The following is a 16,013-nucleotide window of genomic DNA, read 5'->3' on the forward strand; positions in this document are numbered from 1 at the left end:
GGAACGAGGGACAACCTCCCGGCCTCTAGCGCAGCGGCATTTCCCGATACCGCCACGCTATCTCTCTAGGGCACCGTGGCGCTCACCGGCCCCGTCGCAGGGGCCTTCAGGTCGTCACCATCGGTGGCCTCAATCCAATAGAACCAGACGCCGGAAGCGATCGGACTGTCAGCGATTGACTGCACCTGGCCGACGCCTCCCGGATAGCCGCTCTTGATCTGTGTCGCCGCAGCGAAGTCACTGGACGCGCCGCGATAGACGTTGGTGGAATAGAACCGCAGATCGTTCGGGTTCTTCCAGGTCACGATCGCCTGCCCGGCGCCACCTTGCGCTGACACGTCGCTTGCGGCCGGCAGAGCGTCGACAGGGGCAATGACCTGATATTCCCAGCCGGGGCCGTTGCCGCCACCAGTCGTGTAGCGGTAGCGCACCGTGTAGCTCGTTCCGGCTGGCACAGTACCGCTCACCGCGGTGTCCTCGTTGATCGCCATCGGCGTCCAAGCATCGCTCTCGCTGCCAGTTATCGAGGAAGTCGGAATATATTCTGCGACGTAGGACGCGTCCTCACGGTGCAGCTCGGGAAAGTCGATGCGGATTGTGCTGTCGATGTAATAGACGTTCTCGCCAACAATAGACGGATAGGTCGGGGTGTCCGTGGAGCCATCCACCACAGGCTTGGCCTGTTCTTCACCAGGCAGGAGTGTCCAGCGTTTGCTGTCAACCGGAACTGCGCCGAAATTGGTCAGGACCCCCGAGCCGTTCAACTCCACTGGTGTGGCGATTTCATAATCACCCGCGAAGGTGTTGTCGTAGTTGATGGTGACGATACGCTCGTGCCGCGCTTGAAGGCCACGCAGGTTTACGGTCGGCTCAATCAGATGCCGCGGCTGTGAGCGCAGGCCGATGGCCTTGGCTAAGCGCATCGCTTGGTTATGATTCTGGCAGGCCTGAATATCTACCGTCAGGAACTTGGGGGTGGTCAGCGGATCATAATAGATCGGGTTGAGCCATGCGGCGGAAGGTTGGACCGCATAGTTAGCTGACGGCTCCGTGTATTTGACGATGACGCCCTGTGTCTGGCTGTCGCCGTCCTGTCCCTCCTTGGATGCCCATTCCATGATATCGCGATTGCGAGAAAACGACAGCGCCGGCGTGTGCCAGTGCCCTACTTCAATGTACGACTTCCCCGTCTCACCGAAGAAGATGTACGCATCGCAGGCTAGGAGGATTTCCTTCTCCGCATCGACTCGACGCTTGCTGTCTACGATTGCCACGCCGGCCTCATAGCGGGGCTGCGAGCCCTCGATCCCGGTGACGGTCTGGTCGCAGATATCCGCCTGCGCTGCGATCTTCTGCCAGTCGATTTGCGACTCCGGCTTGCCCCGGCCGAAGCGATGAGTGCGGAACCATGCCCAGATCAGCGCGGCGTTGCGGGTCGGCTTGTAGGTGGTCCGGTCGCCAAGAACTTGCGAGGGGTCGCGCGGGTCGTAGGCGTTGGCCCACTCGCCAAGCACACTCACCGCTGGCTCGCCAAGCCCGAACGGCCCGCGCCAGCGGTATATTTTGTAGCGATGCTCGATCTTCAAAGCATCCATGCAGATGACAGAAAACGTCGTGCCGACTAGCCGGTGATCTGGGGTCCACTGAGGGAACGCCGCATCGAACTCGGCAACGCGCGGCGGCGTAGGATCGCTCTCGCTGTAGGTGCAGGTCCAGATACGGATATAGCCCCGCCCCTCCCCGTCATAGGTCGCGGGGTCGCGGTCCTTGTTCGTCTGAAGCCTGAAGTCCTTTTGCGTGACATAGCCATCGGCTCCAAGCGTCACGATCTGATCGTCTAGGAAGTACTGGAAGGGCGTGTGCAGGATCTCGTCCGAGTGCACGATGAGATACCAAAACCGGCCCTGCGCGTCGAACTCTCCGAACAGGGCGCCTCCACCCGAACGAGCGCGCCCACAGTGCAACCAGCGGGGCGGGTCCGTGATCTTCACATTGACCTGCGCGGATTGCATATCCGGAGCGGACCGCCCACCCAGGATGAAACTTAGCGCCGTAGTGCCGGCCGCGATGATGGTGGAACCAATCAGCGCACCGGCAAAGCTCTTGGCGAAGCCGTGAAGGCCGATCTTCCCCGCCAAGCTCGCGCCCCACCCTGCCGAAAAGTACGCCAGCGCGGCTACGGCGACGAGCGCCACCAGCTTCTTGAGAAAACCCACTCGGCGCTACTCGGGCACCGGCGTGACGGTGAGAGACGCCACCCCTTCTTGCGCCTTGGCGTAGACCGCGATGCCGGCGCGCACCTCGTGCCGCACGCCCAGGGACGCATCGAGAGCGCAGGCGAAGTCATGGTTCGGCCGCATCATGCTTACGATCGATACGCCCGTCACAGGCTCGATGCGCACCCAATAGTCGTCAATCCCGGTTGCGATCTGCGTCCACTCATCTGAGCAAAGATCAAAGGTAGTCATAACTCACTCCCGCCAAGGAACACCGCCAATTAGAATTGCGCTTCGCCAACGAAGACGCTGGCTGGCCCGCGGACTGAGCGAGCGTAAAGGCCTGCCGAACCGGAAACCGGCTGACTTGATCCAGGCCCGATCTGCCAAACTCCGTGCTTGTCCCACGTGTAGGGCGGGCCTTCGGCCGGCTTATCCGTTCCGAACTCCGGCTGACGCCAGCACATCCAGACATTGCTGAAGCGCGGAACGACGTGCTTCATCCTCGAATTACCGCCCGGTGCGATAACGAGCGTCCAAGCGTCGTCAGTCAGCGTGATCTCTGGCATAGCGTCACCTCAGGATCGCGGGAGCGTCGGGTACGCTCAGGCCAAGGGCGTGAGCCGCAGAGACGGCCGCGGTGTGCAGGGTCTCGGCATGGTCCCGCAGCATCTGCGTGCGGCGGACGGCCTTCTCGTCCTCCAGCCGCTGATTGTGCCGCGCCACCGCCTCCGCAAGGCTCTCGATTTCCTCGACGTAGCCGGGAACGGTCGTGCGATACTCATCCAGGACCCGGCGGGCCTCAGCCTGCTTGCGCTCCACGGCCGCACGCGCGTCACGCTCGGCCTTGGCCTCCAGCTTCCGCAGATAGCCGCGGATATGGCACGCCTCCTTCATCAAGGTAGCGTCGGCTTCCGCCATCATGCCGAGCGGCTGGAGGGCGTCGAAGGACGGCCCAAGGCGGCGGAAGGTGCGCGCAAACTCGTCCGCCCGCTCTTCTTCGGTCGGCCGTCGCAGCTTGCCGTCTCCGCGGTTGAGGTAGCGGCCGATGGCCTCAAGCCGGTTCTCTGCCCCTTCCTTGCCCCGCTGCCCGTCATAGCCCTGGTTCGGCCCCACAACCGGCCAGTCGGGGCAGGTCATGGCGTCAGGCCAGTAGGTATTCGGGTCCAGCACCAGCGTGCGGTCCAGCTTCTCGGTAGCGGCCTTCGCAGAGCCGACAATCTCCGAACGATACATACTGCTCACTCTCCCTGCGGCGCGAGGTGCGCGCGATCGGCGCGAAGGGCGAGCGGTTTGCGCGCCCCCGGCTTGGCGTTGACGATCTCCCGCACCGGCGAAACACGCGGCGGCGCAACGAGTGCGTCATCATCCTTCGGGGCCAAGTGCGTGCGATCGGCGCGGGTGTTCGCCATCATGTCGCCAGCCGCTTCCTTAACGGCCTGGTTGAGGACCGACGCGATCTTGTCGGGCGATGTCACCGTATCGAAATCCTCGATCATCGCCGCGACTGCCCGCGAGAGAGTGTTGAACTCTTCGCGGGTGACAGGTGCGTTCGCATTGGTGACTGCGCCGGGCTTGGCGGTGCGCTTCGCTAGATACTGCTGAAAAGGGTTCATTGGCTGTACTCCAAGGAGAGGGCCGGGTCATTTCGGGAGGCGGCGGTCACAGGAACCACGCGGTCTTGTCGGATCCGGCGCTGGAGACGTTCAGCGCCCCCGCAACGGCGTTGGCGATATCGTCATGCGCGCCGGGGCCATGGTCGATGCTGTCACGCCCGCCCCGCGCAACCTTGCGCTCCAGGCGGACGATCTGCTGCACCGCCCGATCATCATCCAGAAGCACGGCGCGAGTGCTGTTCAGGAGCGGCAGCATCTCGCGGTAAAGGTCGGAGCGGGTCTTGTCGGCAAGCCGATAGGTCACACCCTGCTTGCGGAACTGCTCGCGCGGCCACTCGCCGCCGTACCGGTCGCCCGTCACTTCCCCGACGCGATACAGCTTCAGGAGCTGGCAGAAGTCGCGCACCACCGCCTCAGGCGAGAACGGCGGCTTTACCTCTCGCACCGCGTCGATGACGATCAGGCTATCGTCGCCCAGGCCGTCGCGATGGCTGATCGCCAGCGTCATGCTGTCCTGCGATCCGCCGGACGGGTCCACAAAGGCGTTGTAGGACATGCCGTCCATGGGGCCGCGCTCGCGAATGCCAGCCTCCACGCAGGCTTCCACCACCTCCAACGTGACGAAGGCCTCAACGTCCTTTCGGAACTTTGCGCCGTACTCTGCGGCGGCGGATGCAGGGTCATCGGCATAGGCTTCGGTAAGGAACGGACCGTCGCGCTTGATGGTCGGGTTCATGCGCCATGTCGGGGCCTGCACCACCAACACGTTGCCAGCCTTGCCGTAGTGCTTCTTGTGCTTGTTCCACAGCATCCCGCGGCGAGCGTAGGGGCTGCTGATCCCGATGAGCATGGCGCCGGGGATCGTCGCCATGGAAGGCTTGATCGCCTTATAGACCGCCTCATCCGGGTTCGCGCTGTCGTCGCTGCGCCAGAACGCGCATTCATCGAACACCGCTCCCACAACCGTGCGGCCGCGGCTTGAGCGCTGATCGTTGGTCGTGATCTCGATGGCGAGCCCGTTGGAAAGCTCCAGCCCTTCCGCCGTCGATCGCTCCACCATCTGCGCCAGCAAGGGCTGCTCGAAATAGGCGCGGAGATAGGACAGGCACACCTTCGCCTGCTTCCGATCGACCGCCAGGAGCTGCACCACTCCCGTCTCACCTTTCACCAGCCGGGCGAGGAAGCCCATCTGCTCAGCGCCGAAGGTGGCGAGCCATGCGACAAGCGCGGAGGCCTTCACGTCCTTGCCCGATCGCCGGCCGCAGATGAACCACGCCTCCGAGGCCGGCTCGCTGGGGGCTTCCGTGCGCCCGGTGATCTCCGTGAAGATCGCAAGCTCGCTGTCGCTCAGCGGCTCCCCGAACAGGGCCTTGTCGACCACGCGCCAGACGGACCAGCTATCGCCCGCGAACCACGAGCCGAATAGTTGGGGATCGATGCAGGCATCCGAGAAGCTAATCATGCCGCCTGCGCCTTCTCAGCGGCCCGACGCGCTGCATACTCGGCAAGGGTGGGCGTGATATCCCGCGGCACCCGCTTAAGCCCCAGCGTCTCCAGGAGGCGCCGCAGGGCGTTGCTGGCGGTCGTGTAGGCTGCAACGTCGATCGGGGTGCCCAGCGCAGCCGCCGTGTCCTGCCCTTCGCACCAGATGGCGAGCATGGCCGCACGGCGCGCGATCTGCTCCTGCGCTTCCGATGGGTCGCCGCCCATGTCGGACACCAGCGCTGCCAATATCTCGCGGTAGCGGCGAGCCTCCAGCGATCGGCCATCCACACCCGACAGAACCACGCTGCCGTTGCCAACGCGGGTGCGGGCCTCAGGCTTCGGGGTGGCTGATCGGGCGCTAGAACGGGGCAACCATCTGTCTCCGAGTGTGGGATCTAACTGGTGTACGCAACATTATTGCGCGGAGAAAGTCAAGGAAAACTGCCAGCTATGTGAGTTTCCGCGGCTCTCGGCTCAGGATTAGAACCCGCTCTGGCAAGGGCTGAGAAAAAGTCGGCGGGCAGGGGTTTGCGTCTCCCCCCGCCCCAATACTGGCGCAGAATGAACCGGTAATCTCATGCGTGGTCATGATGGCCACACCTTCGGACTGACCGGACAGGTTGTCCGCGCAGTTCTTTCCCGATCTGGAAGAAACCTTCTCCACCAATGGTGGGAGTTGATGGCTCAAATCTGAGCCTACCCCCTCCTCACCTTCATGCCGGTCGCAAAGCCACCTTTCCCCACCCCTGCCCCTATAGGGGGGCAGGTGGGGTGAGGACGATATGGCTCCCCACCTCCTCACCTTTCCTCACCTCGCCTTTTCAGGTGGGGAAGCATCTTGCACGGCCCATATGCCGACCTCGACAAAGGTGCGGTCGTTCGCTTTGCCGTCGCGCCCATCGACCTTCCGCAGGGCTCCGGTCGAGAACCATGTACCTATGACGCTGTTGAGCTTCGCACGATCAGCCTTAGCGGCTGCATCGGCGTTCAAGCCCAGCACCTCCGCCACTACCTTGCCCACCCAAGCCTTGGCCTGCGTGTCGGCGCGGTAACGTGCCGCGCCGACCTGTGCGTCAACCAGCCGCTGCACTGCCAATAGGTCCGCAGCGGTCACGCCCTCGAAAGCGTCGGGCGGTGTCCACGGGATAACCACCCCCATGTTATCGCCCCCATCGGTGGTGTCGTTGCCCAGGCTCACGGAAGCCATGGTGAACCAGTTGGAGGCGTCGGACGGGGGTGCCCGGTTGTTCTTGTCGTCATAGGTCCGGAAGTACCGGCGGCGCTTCTCGTCCTCGATACCGTAGCGCTTGGCCTCGTCCTCGCTCATCCGGTTCAGCACCAGCACAGACCGGCAGGCATTTATGAGAGCGACCGCGCCACGTCCGGAAAGGGCTGTCACCTCGGTCGCGCCGGCCTTGCTGACGTGGTGGGCCAGTCCGATCCCGGCGTTCGCCCGCTTCGCAACCAATGCCCATTCCTTGGCAATCGCGTCGATTTCCATATTGTCGTTTTCGTTGGCCGCATGGCTGGAGACGAACGGATCAACATGCAGATAGTCGATCCCGCGGCCCATCATCTCCTCGGTAAGCGCTTCCACTACCGGGCGGTTGATGTTGAACCCAGATGCAGCGCTGGAGGACGCCAGCTTAAGGCCCGCACCCTCTAGCGCGCTGTCTACAAACAGGCGGTCGCGGATATCCTCAGGGCCGATCGACCAATGTTTGCAGGCCGCTTGAATTATGCGCGCCAACTCTTCGGCGTCATCTTCCAAGTTCCAGAGCCATACCCGTTTCGGACCCCCCGGCACGGCCTGTCCCAACAGAGGGCGGCCAGTAGCCATCGCCAACGCCTCCCCCACGCTGAGGATGGTTTTGCCGGCAGCGCCAGGCGCAAGGATAGCGCGAACGTGCCCCCGCTGAATTGAGCGACCATAAACCCATTCGCGAGGCTTGATTGAAGCCGGATCGCGCCAGACATAAGGCGTCGCTGTCACTACCACGCCGCCCCCAAGTTCGGGGGAGGATGGTCCAGATTTGGACCATATCTGAGCGTCGCAAATGTCCTCCGGGGCGGAGTCCCAGTCCCAGCGCTGTTCAGGCCGGTTCATCAGGCACGCTCCCCGGCCCGCGCTCTTCCAAAGCGCTTGCTGTCATCATCAGCCGGACCAGTGCGTGCCGAAGCTCCCGCACTTGCTCGATCGGCATTGTTGCGTAGGCCTGCTCGCTGGCGATCATCACTACCGATTGAAGGATGATCGCGGGCTCTCGCCGCGCGTGGCGAACCGCCGCTGTCGCCTTGTCCCGGATGTAGAGGATGCCGCAGCGCAGCCGCTTTTCCTCAGGCCCGAGGCAGGGCAGGAATGTGTCGACAGTTGGAATGTAGCGGGCGATCCGATCGGATGCAGAACGAAGGGCGGCGGTCATGGCCGCACCTCCAGAAGCTCGCAGCCGCGGAAATAGTGCCGCAGTAGGATGCTGCCGGGGAACGAGCCCGGTTGCGCACGATCGCGCTGGGGGCTAGGAACGTCGCTGTGATCCGGCAAGACACATGCGACGCTCTCAGCCACTAGGCTGGGGGCGTTTCGCTTTTCCAGCATAGACTCACGCGCCCCCCGCGAGCGCGCGCAAGGCCGCGGCAGGGACCAGCACCCGCCGGCCGATCTGCATTTTCGTCAGCGTGCCATCATAGATGCGGTTGTAAACCGACCGCTCGCTGATCCCGAGCGCGCGGGCGACTTCGGGGATGGTGTACGTCAGTCGCTCGACTTGCTCGACGTTTGCATTGCTTCGCATCGCGTTCCGTCCTTCACAGGTTGCGGACGCAAACTATGCTGAAATGACCCTACCGCGCAACATAATTACGCTTATTTATTTTTAACATTCTTAAAGTTTGTCCTAGACGTGCTTTCTGGAAAGCAGGCGAGCTAGGCGCGAAGCTGCACCACGTTGTCTCCCACCGGGGATTGCACCACAAATTGGCTCCAGGCTTCCATCAAAGCGCGGCGCTGGTCGCGGAGGTCTGAGCGCAAGTAGGCCTGCTGGGTTGCGCTGCCGACGCTGTGCGCGAGCGCCATTTCCGGAACCATCGCGGGGATGGAGGGCATCTTTTCGGCTGCCCAGTCGCGGAAGGTCGAGCGGAACCCGTGCACCGTCTCGGTGCGACCAGCCGCCCGCAGAACCTTAGATAGCGTCATGTCGGACAGTTCGGCATCCTTGCGGGTGCCAGGAAAGATTAGCCCGGTCGCGCCGAACGCAACCTTGGCGCGCTCAAGAATTGCCATGGCGGCATCGTTCAGCGTAACCGTGTGGCGCACCTTGCTCTTCATCAACTCAGCGGGCCGGTTCCACTCCCTACCCTCTAGGTCGATATGCTCCCAACGTGCCGATCGCACCTCACCGCTACGCGCGGCGGTGAAGATTGTGAACAGAAGCGCCAGCCGGCCGGCGGTGTCGTCCTTCTGCAACTGGTCTGCCACGAATGCAGGAACGTCGCGGTACGGCACCGCCGCGAAATTTCCGCCCTTACCGCGCCGCGCGAGGCCGTCCCGCAGTTCGCGCGCATCCGGTAGAGCCTCCTTCCGCCAGCCGTTGGCCTTCGCGAAGCTGAGAACCTTCATGGTGCGGATCCGGAGCTTATCGGCTTGGGCAGGCTTCTCCGTCCACGTCGCAGCCAGCGCCGCAATCACGTCCGCAGCCGTGATCTGATCGACGCGCTTGGCGCCCAATTTGGGAACGATATGCGCTTCCAGCGACGACTTGAACGCCGCCGCGGTCTTCTCGCTGAGCCCTTTGGACAGCTCGGCATGCGCTTTCAGCATGGCGTCTTTAAAGGTGAGGGTGGGCGTCTTCTTCGATTTATGCACTCGGCGTGCTTCTTCGACGTCGCCGCTCTCCTTTGCGATGCGGCGGAGTTCCAAGGCCTTTTCGCGCGCCTTAGTGAGCATGACGACAGGGTAACCGCCTAAGCCGATATCGGCGCGAGTCCCTTTGTTCGCCTGGACGCGAAGAACCCAAGACTTAGCGCCCGTCTCTTTCACTCGCAGGTATAGCCCTCCGCCATCCCCGTGAATGCCAGCCTTCGCGTTCTTGACCTTGAGGTCTGTAAGCTTGCCCATGCTACCGCTCCTGCGTGCACCAGTTAGTTCCCACACTCCTGAGCTTCAAGAAGGTGCAAGTCAATGCGGTAATTTGCGGGCGGTTGCGAAGCGATGAGCGAACGGGCGCAGTTTTCCGCCGGTTTCTTGCAAGCCGATGCGACTGCTTGCGGGCCTTTGCGGATTGTTACTACTCCTACTCAGGGAGCCACCGTTCAGCGCTCTGGGAACTCTTCCCGCGCCTTGGCCATTGCCGTGGCGTGAAGATCGCCACCTACAATGTGAACGGCATCAACGGACGCCTGCTCGTTCTGCTCCGCTGGCTGGCGGAGGCCATGCCGGACATCGTCTGCCTTCAGGAATTGAAGGCGCCGGACGAACGCTTCCCGCAAGCCGAGATCGAGGCTGCCGGCTACCAGGCCCTGTGGCACGGACAGAAGAGCTGGAACGGCGTGGCGATCCTCAGCCGCGTCGGCATGCCGGTGGAGACCCGCCGCGGACTGCCCGGCGACCCCGATCCCGGCCAGAGCCGGTATCTGGAGGCGGCGGTGTCCGGCCTGCTGATCGGTGCGCTCTACGTCCCGAACGGCAATCCCCGGCCAGGCCCGAAATACGACTACAAGCTCGCCTGGCTGGCCGCATTCCAGGCTCATGCGGCCGATCTGCTGCGATCGGGCCTACCGGTGGTGCTGGCAGGCGACTACAACATCATCCCGACCGACAGCGACGTCTACAAGCCGGAACGCTGGCGGGAAGATGCGCTGTTCGCCCCGGAGGTGCGTGCAGCCTTCGCCGCGATCATGCAGCAGGGCTGGACGGACGCCCTGCGCACCCTGCACCCTGAGGCGACGATCTACACCTTCTGGGACTATTTCCGGAACGCCTATGCGCGCAACGCAGGGCTGCGGATCGACCATCTGCTGCTCAGCCCGGCCATTGCCGGTCGACTTGCCTCGGCGACGGTCGATCACCATGTTCGCGGATGGGAGAAGAGCAGCGATCATGCGCCGGCCTGGATCGGGTTAAGTGGTTGATTACAAAAGCATCGTCTTCCTCGTTCAGCCGGGATAAATCGGCGAACTGATACGTTTTCACGATCATGCGAGGTTCTTCGCATGAACCTCCTGGAGGAACAGTGATGTTATTGCCATCTGCCAAGCGCGGCTTGCTGCTCGCAGCGGTCGCGGCAGCCGGTCTGGTGACTGCCGGTTGCGCCACGGAAACCGCCTACCGCCCGGCGACGGGCCAGGGCTTCTATCGCGCCGGCTATAGCGACCGGCAGGTCGAGGCCAACCGCTTCATCGTCAGCTTCTCGGGCAACAGCTATACGTCGCGCGACACGGTGGAGCGCTACCTGCTGTTCCGTGCGGCCGAGCTGACCGTGCAGAACGGCGGCGACTATTTCGTCATGGTCCAGCGCGACACCGACAAGGATACTCGCACCTACTCCACCCCCGGCTTCGGCCCGAGCTTCGGCTTTGGCGGCTATTGGGGGCCGAGCTGGCGTTACTGGGGCCGTCCGTACGGCTGGCGCAGCTGGGATCCGTTCTGGGGCGACCCGTTCTGGGATCGCGGGGTCGATGTCCGCACCGTGCAGCGGTACGAAGCGACTGCCGAGATCATCATCGGCAAGGGCCCCAAGCCGGCGGACAACGTCCGCGCGTTCGATGCCCGGGACGTCATGGCCCGTATCGGCCCGAGCATCGTCGTGCCGAAGTAAGCGGTCGCGACAGCAAGCAAGCGAAAGGCCGGCGGGAGCGATCCCGCCGGCCTTTTCGTATGCCCGTCGAGCGCCAGGCCCTCCCGGCTCTGTCCGGGACGGCGTTTAGGTCAGGCCACCTTGCCGTGGCAGTATTTGTACTTCTGCCCCGATCCGCACGGACAGGGCGCGTTGCGGCTGACCGTCCCCGCCCAGCTTTCCGGATCCTCGCCGAGCGGAGCGTCAGGCTGCGGGATCTGCAGCGGCGGCAGTTGCGTGGTGATGTGGCCGTATCCGGCATCGCGATCGTTGGTGTCGTCCTCGCCGGTGAACGGGTCGAAGTGCGAGGTGATGAAATCCGGCAGTTCCGGCAGCACCGGGGCGGGCTGTAGCTGGAACTGGGCAAAGGCCAGCGTACGGGTCACGTCCTCGCGGATCGAATCCAGCATGCGCTGGAAGAGGCCAAAGGCTTCCTGCTTGTACTCGTTGATCGGCGTCTTCTGCGCATACGCGCGCAGGTGCACCACCTGGCGCAGCGCATCGAGGGTGGCGAGATGCTCCTTCCAGTGATGGTCGAGGTTCTGGAGCAACACCGACTTCTCGATCTGCACCCAGGTTTCCGGCTCGAGTTCCGCCGCCTTGGCCTGGATCTGGGCGTCCGCCGCAGATTTCACCCGTTCCTCCACGATTTCGGGATCGAGCGCATCCTCGTTGAGCCAATCCTCCACCGGCAGATCGAGGTTCAGGGTGGTGGAAAGCTGCTCGCGCATCTGGGCGATGTTCCACTGCTCCGGATAGGTGCCGGGCGGGCAGTTTTCGCCGACGATCGCGTTCACCGTCTCGGCGCGCATGTCCTCGACCACGTCGCCGACCGTTTCGGCGTCCATGATGTCGCTGCGCTGTTCGTAGATCACCTTGCGCTGGTCGTTCATCACGTCGTCATACTCGACGACCTGCTTGCGAACGTCGTAGTTGCGCGCCTCCACCTTCTTCTGCGCGGTTTCGATCGCCTTGGTCAGCCACTTGCTGCCGATCGCCTCGCCATCCTCGATGTTGTTGCGCATCATCTTGGCGAACAGCGTGTCCGGCCCGAAGATACGCAAGAGATCGTCATCGAGGCTCAGGTAGAAGCGCGACAGGCCCGGGTCGCCCTGGCGCCCCGAACGGCCGCGCAACTGGTTGTCGATGCGCCGGCTCTCGTGCCGCTCCGTTCCCAGCACGAAGAGCCCGCCGGCGGCGAGCACCTCCTGCTTCTCGGCGGCGACCTCCGCCTTGATCCGGGCGATCGCTGCCTCGCGCTCCGGCCCCTCCGGCATGCCGGCCAGCTCGTCGTTGACGCGGAACTCCACATTGCCGCCAAGCTGGATGTCCGTGCCGCGCCCGGCCATGTTGGTGGCGATGGTGACGGCGCCCTTGCGGCCCGCCTGCGCGACGATATGCGCCTCGCGCTCGTGCTGACGCGCGTTCAGCACCTCATGCTCCACGCCTTCCTGGTGGAGGAACTCGGACAGCAGCTCGGACTTCTCGATGGAGACGGTGCCGACCAGCACCGGCTGGCCCTTCACCGCATGTTCGCGGATCCGCTTGGCGATCGCGCGGAACTTGTCCTGCGTATCCTTGTAGAACTCGTCTTCCTCGTCGATGCGCTGCACGGGCACGTTGGTCGGGATCGTCACCACGTTCATCTTGTAGATGTCGTAGAATTCCGCCGCTTCCGTCGCCGCGGTGCCTGTCATGCCGGCAAGCTTGGGGTACATGCGGAAATAGTTCTGGAACGTGATCGAGGCCATGGTCTGGTTCTCGGGCTCGATGTTCACGCCCTCCTTGGCCTCCACCGCCTGGTGCAGGCCCTCCGACCAGCGGCGCCCGTCCATCATGCGGCCGGTGAACTCGTCGATGATGATGACCTGGCCGTCCTTCACGATATAGTCGGTGTCGGCCTTGAACATCATGTTCGCACGCAGCGCCTGGTTGGTGTGGTGCACCACCTGCGTGTTCTCGAAATCATACAGGTTGCTGCCCTGCAACAGCCCCGCCTGCTCCAGCAAGCGCTCCACCCGCTCCGTGCCGGACTCGGTCAGGATGATCGACTTCTGCTTTTCGTCCTTCTCGTAATCCTCCGCCGTCAGCTGCTTCACGATCGCATCGACCGAGACGTACAGCTCGCTCTTGTCGTCTGTGGGGCCGGAAATGATGAGCGGCGTGCGCGCCTCGTCGATCAGCACCGAATCGACCTCGTCGACGATCGCCATGGAGAACGGCCGCTGCACCATGGAGGCGCGGTCGTATTTCATGTTGTCGCGCAGGTAATCGAAGCCGAACTCGTTGTTCGTGCCATAGGTAATGTCCGCGGCATAAGCGGCGCGGCGCTGCTCGTCGGACAGGTTGGGCACGATCACGCCGGTGGTCAGGCCCAGGAAGCTGTACACCTGGCTCATCCAGCCGGCGTCGCGCTCTGCCAGATAATCGTTGACGGTGATGACGTGCACGCCCTCGCCCGGCAGCGCGTTCAAGTAGGTGGCGAGCGTCGCCACCAGCGTCTTGCCCTCGCCCGTGCGCATTTCGGCGATCTCGCCGCGGTGGAGCACGATGCCGCCGATCATCTGCACGTCGTAGTGCCGCTGACCGAGCACGCGCCGCGCCGCTTCACGAACGGTGGCGAAAGCCTCAGGCAGCAGGTCGTCGAGCTTGGCGCCGTTTGCCAGCTGCTCGCGGAACTTCAGCGTCTGTGCGGAAAGCGTCGGGTCGTCCATTGCCTGCAGCTCCGGCTCGAAGCTGGCGATCCTGGCGAGGACGGGATTGAGCGACTTGACGTAGCGGTCGTTGGACGAACCGAAAAAGGTCTTGGCGAAGCCACCGAACATGAGGGATCCTGTGCGAAAAGAGGCGCGCCGCGCGTGGAGCGCGCGCTGAAGCGTGAAAACGGGAGGCGGCGAACCGCGGTGCTATTCGCGCCGCTTCGCCAGGTAGAGCGGCACCTCGTGCAGCAGCGGCGCCACAGGCCGCGCGACTTCCGCCGCCGGATAGCCGCGCACCAGCGCCAGCCACGGCCGCACCGGCGCCACCGCCGTGCGGACTGCCGCTGCGCGCTGCGCCGCCACCTGCTCGACCTGCACCGCGGGAGCGCGTACGCCACTGAACGCGCCGGTCAGCGCGGTTATCAGGGCAGACAGGATCAGCAGCAGGTTCATGCGTCCGCCGGCATGTAGGCGAGCCGGTCGCGATCGTCCATCCTTGCGCCGACATGCAGGCGCGCTAAGGCCGCGGCATGACCATCTCCCCGCTCGCCTTGCCCTTCCCCGATCTCCCCGCGATCGCCGGTGTCACGCCGCGGGTGGCGCGCGCGCGGTACAAGAACTGGGACCGGTGCGACCTCACCTTCGTGACGCTTGATCCCGGCACAACGGTGGCGGGCGTGCTGACGCAGAGCAAATGCCCATCGCCCGAGGTGGAATGGTGCCGCCGCGCGCTGGTCATGGGCCAGGCGCGGGCGCTGGTGGTGAATGCGGGCAACTCCAACGCCTTCACCGGCGATCGCGGGCGGGCCGCCGTGGAAGCCATCGCGGCGCACACCGCGCGGGATCTCGGCTGCCAGCCGTCGGACGTCTTTGTCGCCTCCACCGGCGTGATCGGCGTGCCGCTCCCGATCGACAAGGCCGAAGCCGGACTGGCGGCCGCGTTCGAGGCGCAGCCGTGCAGCTGGCAGGAGGCGGCCGAGACGATCATGACCACCGACACGTTCGCCAAGGCCGCCTACAGCCAGGCGGTGATCGGCGGCACGACCGTGAACCTGGTGGGCATCATCAAGGGCTCCGGCATGATCGCGCCCGACATGGCGACCATGCTCGGCTTCGTCTTCACCGACGCCGCGGTGGAGCCCGGCTTCCTGCAACGCGCACTGGGCGATGCGAACCTGTCCAGCTTCTCGTGCATCACCGTGGACAGCGACACCTCCACCAGCGACACCGTGCTTGCCTTTGCCACGGGCCGCGCGGGCAATCCATTGCTGGCCGATATCGAGGACGACGGCGCGGATGCGTTCCGTGCGGCGCTGGCCGACCTGTGCCTGCAACTGGCGCATCTGGTGGTGCGCGATGGCGAAGGCGCGACCAAGTTCATCCGGGTGGACGTGGAAGGCGCCGAAAGCGACCGCAGCGCGCGTCGCATCGCCCTGTCGATCGCCAATTCGCCATTGGTCAAGACCGCGATAGCGGGCGAGGACGCCAATTGGGGCCGGGTGGTAATGGCGGTGGGGAAGGCCGGCGAACCTGCCGAGCGCGACAGGCTGGCGATCCGCTTCGGGGCAACGCAGGTCGCCGCCGGAGGCCTGGCGCTCGCCGACTACGACGAGGCGCCCGTGGCCGCCCATCTCAAGGGCAGCGACATCGAGATCGGCGTCGATCTGGGGCTGGGCGACGGCCGGGCCACGGTGTGGACCTGCGACCTGACGGACGGCTATATCTCGATCAACGCCGACTATCGCAGTTGAGGAAAGGGGCGCCCGACACGGCGCCCCTCCCGGGTTTCAGGCCAGTTCACCCTCGAGCCAGGCCTTGATGCGGCCCTTCGGCTCGGCACCCACCTTGGTGGCGGCAGGCACGCCGCCCTTGAACAGGATCATCGTCGGGATGCCGCGCACGCCATAACGGCCCGGCGCGTCAGGATTCTCGTCGATGTTCAGCTTGGTGATGGTGACCTTTTCGCCCAGTTCCTCGGACAGTTCTTCCAGGCTCGGCCCGATCATCTTGCACGGGCCGCACCACTCGGCCCAGAAATCGACCAGCACCGGGCCATCGGCCTTGAGCACGTCGGTATCGAAGCTGGTGTCGGTGATCGCCTTGGTCGCCATTGAATGTAACTCCTTGTCTGCTCGCCAACCTAGGAACGCCTGCGCTCCGGCTCAA

16 protein-coding genes are annotated in these 16,013 nt (G+C 64.2%); 3 read left to right on the forward strand and 13 right to left on the reverse strand.

Annotated elements, in window-relative coordinates; translation table 11 throughout:
* Positions 1-65: 65 nt before the first annotated feature.
* The 10 genes from DVW87_RS00375 to DVW87_RS00420 all read right to left on the reverse strand — a co-directional run bounded on the left by DVW87_RS00375 (position 66) and on the right by DVW87_RS00420 (position 9,431).
* Positions 66-2,216 carry a phage tail protein gene (locus tag DVW87_RS00375; protein WP_239017691.1) on the reverse strand — a complete coding sequence of 717 codons (2,151 nt, stop codon included), beginning with the start codon at positions 2,214-2,216 and terminating at the stop codon, positions 66-68.
* A gap of 6 nt (positions 2,217-2,222) precedes the next feature.
* On the reverse strand, positions 2,223-2,402 hold the full coding sequence (locus DVW87_RS00380) for a hypothetical protein (RefSeq protein ID WP_147276159.1): 180 nt from the start codon (positions 2,400-2,402) through the stop codon (positions 2,223-2,225).
* 387 nt (positions 2,403-2,789) lie between these two features.
* Complete coding sequence (locus tag DVW87_RS00385; RefSeq protein WP_114685814.1) at positions 2,790-3,452, reverse strand: hypothetical protein; 663 nt, start codon at positions 3,450-3,452, stop codon at positions 2,790-2,792.
* Positions 3,453-3,457: 5 nt separating this feature from the next.
* The gene (locus DVW87_RS00390) at positions 3,458-3,715 is read right to left on the reverse strand and encodes a hypothetical protein (RefSeq protein WP_147276160.1); all 258 of its coding nucleotides are present in this window, start codon (positions 3,713-3,715) and stop codon (positions 3,458-3,460) included.
* Between the two features lie 163 nt (positions 3,716-3,878).
* On the reverse strand, positions 3,879-5,294 hold the full coding sequence (locus DVW87_RS00395) for a hypothetical protein (RefSeq protein ID WP_220149773.1): 1,416 nt from the start codon (positions 5,292-5,294) through the stop codon (positions 3,879-3,881).
* On the reverse strand, positions 5,291-5,620 hold the full coding sequence (locus DVW87_RS00400) for a hypothetical protein (protein ID WP_220149774.1): 330 nt from the start codon (positions 5,618-5,620) through the stop codon (positions 5,291-5,293). The genes DVW87_RS00395 and DVW87_RS00400 overlap by 4 nt, the downstream gene beginning before the upstream one ends.
* Before the next feature lie 505 nt (positions 5,621-6,125).
* Positions 6,126-7,424, reverse strand: coding sequence for an AAA family ATPase (locus tag DVW87_RS00405; RefSeq protein WP_114685817.1), 1,299 nt, complete (start codon positions 7,422-7,424; stop codon positions 6,126-6,128).
* Positions 7,411-7,740 carry a hypothetical protein gene (locus DVW87_RS00410; protein WP_114685818.1) on the reverse strand — a complete coding sequence of 110 codons (330 nt, stop codon included), beginning with the start codon at positions 7,738-7,740 and terminating at the stop codon, positions 7,411-7,413. The genes DVW87_RS00405 and DVW87_RS00410 overlap by 14 nt, the downstream gene beginning before the upstream one ends.
* Positions 7,741-7,917: 177 nt before the next feature.
* The gene (locus tag DVW87_RS00415; RefSeq protein ID WP_114685819.1) at positions 7,918-8,109 is read right to left on the reverse strand and encodes a helix-turn-helix domain-containing protein; all 192 of its coding nucleotides are present in this window, start codon (positions 8,107-8,109) and stop codon (positions 7,918-7,920) included.
* Positions 8,110-8,240: 131 nt separating this feature from the next.
* Complete coding sequence (locus DVW87_RS00420) at positions 8,241-9,431, reverse strand: tyrosine-type recombinase/integrase (RefSeq protein WP_114685820.1); 1,191 nt, start codon at positions 9,429-9,431, stop codon at positions 8,241-8,243.
* A 239-nt stretch (positions 9,432-9,670) separates the two neighbouring features.
* Here DVW87_RS00420 and xth point away from each other — a divergent pair, with 239 nt between their 5' ends.
* On the forward strand, positions 9,671-10,444 hold the full coding sequence (gene xth, locus DVW87_RS00425) for an exodeoxyribonuclease III (protein ID WP_114685821.1): 774 nt from the start codon (positions 9,671-9,673) through the stop codon (positions 10,442-10,444).
* Between the two features lie 104 nt (positions 10,445-10,548).
* On the forward strand, positions 10,549-11,130 hold the full coding sequence (locus DVW87_RS00430) for a CC0125/CC1285 family lipoprotein (protein WP_114685822.1): 582 nt from the start codon (positions 10,549-10,551) through the stop codon (positions 11,128-11,130).
* A 110-nt stretch (positions 11,131-11,240) separates the two neighbouring features.
* On the opposite strand, the gene secA is transcribed toward DVW87_RS00430, so the two are convergent.
* Positions 11,241-13,973: a preprotein translocase subunit SecA gene (gene secA, locus DVW87_RS00435; protein ID WP_114685823.1), complete on the reverse strand. Its 2,733-nt coding sequence runs from the start codon at positions 13,971-13,973 to the stop codon at positions 11,241-11,243.
* Positions 13,974-14,054: 81 nt separating this feature from the next.
* Positions 14,055-14,300, reverse strand: a complete 246-nt coding sequence (locus tag DVW87_RS00440) for a hypothetical protein (RefSeq protein WP_114685824.1) — start codon at positions 14,298-14,300, stop codon at positions 14,055-14,057.
* Between the two features lie 77 nt (positions 14,301-14,377).
* Between DVW87_RS00440 and argJ the strand changes: the two genes are divergently transcribed.
* Positions 14,378-15,598: a bifunctional glutamate N-acetyltransferase/amino-acid acetyltransferase ArgJ gene (gene argJ, locus DVW87_RS00445; protein WP_114685825.1), complete on the forward strand. Its 1,221-nt coding sequence runs from the start codon at positions 14,378-14,380 to the stop codon at positions 15,596-15,598.
* 36 nt (positions 15,599-15,634) lie between these two features.
* Here argJ and trxA read toward each other — a convergent pair whose 3' ends face one another.
* On the reverse strand, positions 15,635-15,958 hold the full coding sequence (gene trxA / locus DVW87_RS00450; protein ID WP_114685826.1) for a thioredoxin TrxA: 324 nt from the start codon (positions 15,956-15,958) through the stop codon (positions 15,635-15,637).
* Between the last annotated feature and the right edge of the window lie 55 nt (positions 15,959-16,013).

Source organism: Sphingomonas aracearum (assembly GCF_003345355.1).
GTDB lineage: Bacteria > Pseudomonadota > Alphaproteobacteria > Sphingomonadales > Sphingomonadaceae > Sphingomonas > Sphingomonas aracearum.